At 72.1% G+C, this 5,805-nt stretch carries 3 protein-coding genes; all 3 read left to right on the top strand.

The window, feature by feature from the left end:
* Window positions 1-187: 187 nt before the first annotated feature.
* On the top strand, window positions 188-3,013 hold the full coding sequence (locus E1264_RS39195; protein ID WP_132182075.1) for a DUF6049 family protein: 2,826 nt from the start codon (window positions 188-190) through the stop codon (window positions 3,011-3,013).
* Between the two features lie 97 nt (window positions 3,014-3,110).
* Window positions 3,111-4,805, top strand: a complete 1,695-nt coding sequence (gene murJ, locus E1264_RS39190; RefSeq protein ID WP_243711446.1) for a murein biosynthesis integral membrane protein MurJ — start codon at window positions 3,111-3,113, stop codon at window positions 4,803-4,805.
* A gap of 211 nt (window positions 4,806-5,016) precedes the next feature.
* Window positions 5,017-5,805, top strand: a 789-nt coding sequence (locus E1264_RS39185) for a protein kinase family protein (RefSeq protein ID WP_207936831.1), incomplete at its 3' end; no start/stop codon positions are given.

The following is a 5,805-nucleotide window of genomic DNA, read 5'->3' as shown; positions in this document are numbered from 1 at the left end:
GCTCTGGTGGGACGGCGATGGCGGGCATGTTGCCGAATACGCGCCACACGTGGACGGGACGGTCTGATGGGCCCGCGTCGCGGACTACCATCGGGGCCGTGGTGCGGGAAAACGACACCCGCCGTCCTCAGGCGGCCGGTTCCGTGATCGGCGGCGCGGCTCCGGGCGGCTCCGGGTCGGGCACGGCGTGAGGACGGTGAAGCGCGCGGTCGCGCTGGCCGCTCTGCTGCCCTGCTTCGCGATGGCGGCACCCACCACCCTGGCGTCTCCCGCCACGGCGCAGGCACGGCAGGCCCCCGGGGCCGCCGCGCTGGCGCAGCAGAAGGCCCCGGTGGGGCTCGCGCTCTCCAAGATCGACCCGAAGCCCGTCCGGGCGAACTCGCGGATCGAGATCTCGGGGCTCGCCAGGAACCGCACGGACGACCAGCTCGCCGGGCTGACCATGCGGCTGCGCTACAGCCCGCAGCCCGTCACCAGCCGCAGCCAGCTCGACCAGTTCTCGTCCGGCCAGCCCGGCCTGCTGCCCGCCGTCGCCCCGCAGCAGCTGCCGCTCACGGGCATCGTCCAGCCCGGCAAGACGCAGTCCTGGACGTTCAAGACCACCACCAAGGCGCTGCAGTTGCGCGCCCCGGGCGCGACGCCCGGCGTCTATCCGGTGGGCGTCGAGGTGGTGAACTCCGCGCAGCAGGTCGTCGGCGGGCTGATGACGTTCCTGACCTTCATGCCGAAGGACCCGCGGTTCCAGCCGGTGGCGGTCAGCTGGGTCTGGCCGCTGATCGACCGGATGCACCGCACCAGCGACCGGACGTTCTTCGACGACCAGCTCACCAAGGAGATGTCGCGCGACGGGCGGCTCGGCAAGCTCGTCAACGCCGCCGCCGCGGGCACGACACCGATCACGTGGGCGATCGACCCGGCGCTGCTGGACGACGTCCAGCAGATGGCGTCCGGCGAGTACACAGTGCGCCCGTTCGGCGGGAAGGCGACCAAGAAGGAGAAGAGCACGGTCGCGGCGTCCTGGATGGCGGCGCTGAAGAGCGCCGCGAAGGGCGACCCCTACTTCACCGTCCCGTACGGCGACCCGGACGTCGTCGCGCTCGTCCGGCACAAGACGACGCGCGACATCGGCGTCGCCTACGACGAGCGGAACACCGGCATCGTGCCGAAGGTCCTCGGACGCCCGGCGGACGCGCAGATCGCCTGGCCGGCGTACGGCGCCGCGGGCCCCGGCACGCTCGGGCAGTTCGCCGAGCACGCCCTGAAGGACGGCGGGTCGTTCCTGATGAGGAGCTCGCAGTTCGAGGACCCGGCGACGGCCTGGACGCCGCCGAACGCCACCACGACACTCCAGACCAGCGAGGGCGAGCGCACGGCCCTCCTGTACGACGACAAGCTCAACCAGATCGTCAGCAAGGGGACGTCGACCGCGGCCGGGGCCGCCCTGGCCGAGCAGCGCTTCCTCGCCGAGACCGCGATGATCGCGGCGGAGACGCCGAACCTGCGGCGCACCGTCGTCGTCGCGCCGGAGCGGAACTGGAACCCCGCACCCGGCCTCGCCGAGAAGCTCCTGACCTACACCAAGGACGCGCCCTGGCTGCGGGAAGTGCCGCTCAGCAAGATCGAGTCCGCGCAGCCGCAGGGCAGGCTCTTCAAGGGCTACAAGGAGGACTACGAGGCGTTCGAACTCAGCGACGCGCACCTCAGGCAGACGCGGGAGATCGCCCAGGAGGCGGCGCGGTTCCGGGCGATCATGACGGGGGAGATCACGATCTCCTACGAGCGCTCCCTGCTGCGCCTCCAGTCGGTCGCCTGGCGGACGATGCCCGGCCGCGCCAAGGCGGCCCGCCGGGAGCTCGCGCGAGAACTCGACGACGACATGGACAGCGTCCGCATCGTCACCACCAAGAACAAACGGGTGCTGATGGGCGGCAGCTCGGGCAAGCTGCCGGTGCTCATCGAGAACACGCTGGAGAACCAGTCCGTCAGGGTCCGCCTCGTCGCGGTCCCGACGTCGGAAAGCCGCGCGAAGCTGCGGCTCGGGGCGCTCGACCCCGACGAGGCGGTGATCAACCTGCGGCCCGGGGAGCGCGCCCAGCGCTGGATCCCGGCGAAGGCGGCCGGGAACGGCAACTTCCATGTGCGCCTGGAACTGATGATCCCGGACTCGGGCGGCCGGACGTTCGGGGACGGCGAGACCATCACCGTCCGGACCACCGGGTACGGGCGGCTCGCCCTGCTCATCACCGGCGGCGGACTTGCCGTACTCTTCGTGGGCGTCGGAGTGCGGGCCATCAGAGCAAGGCGCCGCCGGAAAGCGGAGGCAGGCGGTGACGGGTCGACCGAGACGGGATCGCTGGGGACGGCGCAACAAGGGAACGGGTACGCCGGCCCCGGGTTCCCAGGGTCCGGCTCCGGATTCTCAGGCCCCGCGTCCGGATACGCAGAACCCGGCTCCGGGCCCTCAGGCCCCGCCACCGGGCTCTCAAGTCCCGCCACCGGGCCATCAGGTCCCGCCACCGGGTTCCCGAGCCCCTCATCCGGGTTCCCAGAACCAGGGTTCCCAGAGCCCGGGCTACCCGACACAGAACCGCCCTCAGGGCCAAGGCACTCCCCAGGCACCGGGCTACCCGGCGCAGGGCCAACCCCAGGGGCAGGGCAACCCCCCCGGGCAGGGCTATCCGACCCCACGCAATCCTCAGCCGGAGGGACGGGGCCACTACCCGTCACAGAGTCACCCGGCGCAGGGCTATCCCCAGGGCAGGGGATATCCCCCGGGCCAGACCCCTCCACCGCCCCAGGGCTATCCGGGACGGGGGCCGCAGGGTCCTCCGCCGCCGCAGAACCCGGCGGGGCATCCGAACAGGCCCCCGACGGGACGGCCAACGGCGGCGGGACCGGGACCGGCGGGGCATCCGAACAGGCCCCCGACGGGACGGCCAACGGCGGCGGGACCGGGACCGGCGGGGAACCGTCCGCCTGGCGCTGGGAACGTCGCAGCCGAGACGGCGATTGACATCCCCGCACCCGGCGGCGGACCAGGCGCGGGCGGCGGACCGGCCCCCTTCCCCCGGCCCGTCGCCGGGCCGGGCCCCGGCGGCGCCGAAACGGTAGTGGACGCCGCCCCGGGCACCGGCGAAAGCCCAGGCGAGAAAGGCGGCCCCTCTGGCGGCTCCGGGGGTTCCGGCGGCATCCTGCGGTCGGGCGCGATCATGGCGGTGGGGACGCTCGCGTCCCGCGTCACCGGCTTCCTGCGCACCGCGGTCATCGTCGCCGCGCTCGGCACCGGCCTGCTCGCCAACGCCTACAACACCGCCAACACGATCCCGAACCAGATCTACGACCTGCTGCTCGGCGGCATCCTGACCAGCGTCGTCGTCCCGCTGCTGGTGCGCGCCAAGGAACGCGACCGCGCCTACGGCGAGCGGTACGAGCAGCGCGTGTTCACCCTCGCGGTGATCGGCCTCGGCGTGCTCACCGTCCTGGCGATCTTCGCCGCGCCGCTGTTCATCGATGTCCTCGCGGGCAGCTACACCGGCGACCAGCGGAAGGTCGCCATCCTCTTCGCGCAGTTCTTCCTGCCGCAGATCTTCTTCTACGGCGTCGGCGCGTTCGCCGGGGCGATCCTCAACACGCGCGGCAGCTTCGGCGCGCCGATGTGGGCGCCGGTGCTGAACAACCTCGTCGTGATCGCGGTCGGCGGCGCGTTCCTGGCGGTCACGACGGGACGGGTCGACCCGTCCAACATCTCCGACGGCCAGATGATGCTGCTGTCCATCGGCACCACCGGCGGGATCGTCCTGCAGACGCTGGCGCTGTGGCCGTCCCTGCGCCGCGCCGGGTTCCGGTGGCGGCCCCGCCTCGACTTCCAGCGCGGCGAGATCGGCGAAGTCGCCCGGATGGCCGGCTGGACACTCCTCTACGTCGTCGCGACCCAGGCCGGGTTCGCCGTCGTCACCGCGCTCGCCAACCGGGCCGGGAACCTCGCCGTCGACGAAGGGCTCGGCGAGGGCTACGGCTACACGCCGTACTTCAACGCCTACCAGCTCTTCCAGCTGCCCTACGCGATCGTCGGCGTCTCGGTGATCACCGCGCTGCTGCCGCGGATGAGCCGGTTCGCGGCCGAGGGCAAGACCGCCGACGTGCGCGCCGCGTTCTCCAGCGGGCTCCGGCTCTCCTCGGTGATCATCATGCCGGCGGCGGCGCTGATGCTGGTGCTCGGCCCGGAGATCACGACGGTGCTGTTCGCGCACGGGAACACCTCGTCCGAGGACGCCCTGGTCATCGCGCGCGTCATGCAGATGTTCGCGATCGCGCTCGTGCCGTTCTCCACGTACCAGCTGATGCTGCGGGTCTTCTACGCCCACGGGGACACGCGGACGCCCGCGCTGATCGGGCTCGTGTCCGTCACGTCCAACATCATCATGGCGTTCACCGCCTACAGCGTCCTCGGCGTCAAGTGGATCGTGGTCGGCATCGCGGCCGGTTTCGCGGTCACGAACACGGTCGGCGCCCTCACCTGCTGGCTGGTGCTGCGCCGCAAGCTCGGCGGCATCGACGGCCGCCGCATCGTCGGCGGGCACCTGAAGCTGCTCGTCGCGATCTGGCCGCTGGTCGGGTTCGCCTACGCCACGCACACCGTCGCGGACGCGGTCGGCGACACCGGCACGCTCCTGCCCGCGCTGTTCACCCTGGTGGTCGGCTCCGCCGGCGGCGGCCTGCTGTACCTCGTCTTCGCCAAGCTGATGCGGGTGGACGAGGTCCAGGCCGTGATCGCCACCTTCGCCCGCAAACTCCCCGGCCGCTGAGCCCGCGCGCCCACTGTGCGGGCCAGGGGAAGTAAAGAGACAAAGTAAAAAGGACGCGCGCCGATAAGGAGGCCACTGGAAGGAGTAGCCACTACCATGTGGGGGACTACGGCTTGCGGGGCGACACCCTGGGGAACGCAAAGAGGAGGGTCGGAGGCGTAAGCTGCCACGCCACGAACATGGGATCTGACCACCTGTGCAGGACGTTGCCGTGAGCACGTCAGTCATCGAGCCCGGCACCCGTCTCGCCGGTCGCTACCGCCTCGAAAAGCGCATCAGCGACTCGGGCGGATCGTCGCTCTGGAAGGCCATCGACGAGATCCTCGCGCGGGCCGTCGCCGTCCGCACCTTCGACCCCGAGTTCCCCCGGATCGCCGAGGTCGTCACGTCCGCCCGCGCCGCCAGCCGGCTGACCGACCCGCGGCTCACCCAGGTGTTCGACGCCGACGACAGCGGCGAGAGCGCCTACGTCGTCAGCGAATGGGTCGTCGGCGAGACCCTGGAGGGGATGCTCGCCAAGGCGCCGCTCGAACCCGGCCGCGCCGCGACCCTGCTGTACGAGGCGTCCGAGGCGATCGCCGCCGCGCACGCCGCCGGGCTGGCCCACCTCTGCCTCGCGCCCCGCGACCTCGTCTGGACGACCGGCGGCACCGTCAAGATCCTCGGCATCGCGACCGACGCCGTCCTCGGCGACAAGTACGCCGACGACCCCGCGGGCGAGGACGTCCGCGGCCTCGGCCGGATGCTGTACGCCGCCCTCACCGCGCACTGGCCAGGCGACGAGGCCCTATCCGACCTTCCCGCCGCGCCCACCGCAGGCGGCGAGGGCGTCCCGCACGCGCCCCGCCAGGTCCAGGCCGGGATCTCGCACGCGATCGACGCGATCGTGTGCCGCTGCCTCGGCATCGGGCAGGCCGAGCCGCTCGCGTCCCCCGCCGACCTGGCCAGGGCGCTGCGCGGCGTGCCCCGCACCCCGCTGCCGCTGTTCGCCGGTCTCGGC

This window comes from Actinomadura sp. KC216 (genome assembly GCF_004348535.1).
Lineage (GTDB): Bacteria > Actinomycetota > Actinomycetes > Streptosporangiales > Streptosporangiaceae > Spirillospora.
The sequence above is the reverse complement of the archived record's forward strand: the minus strand, read 5'-3'. Positions and strand labels throughout refer to the sequence as shown.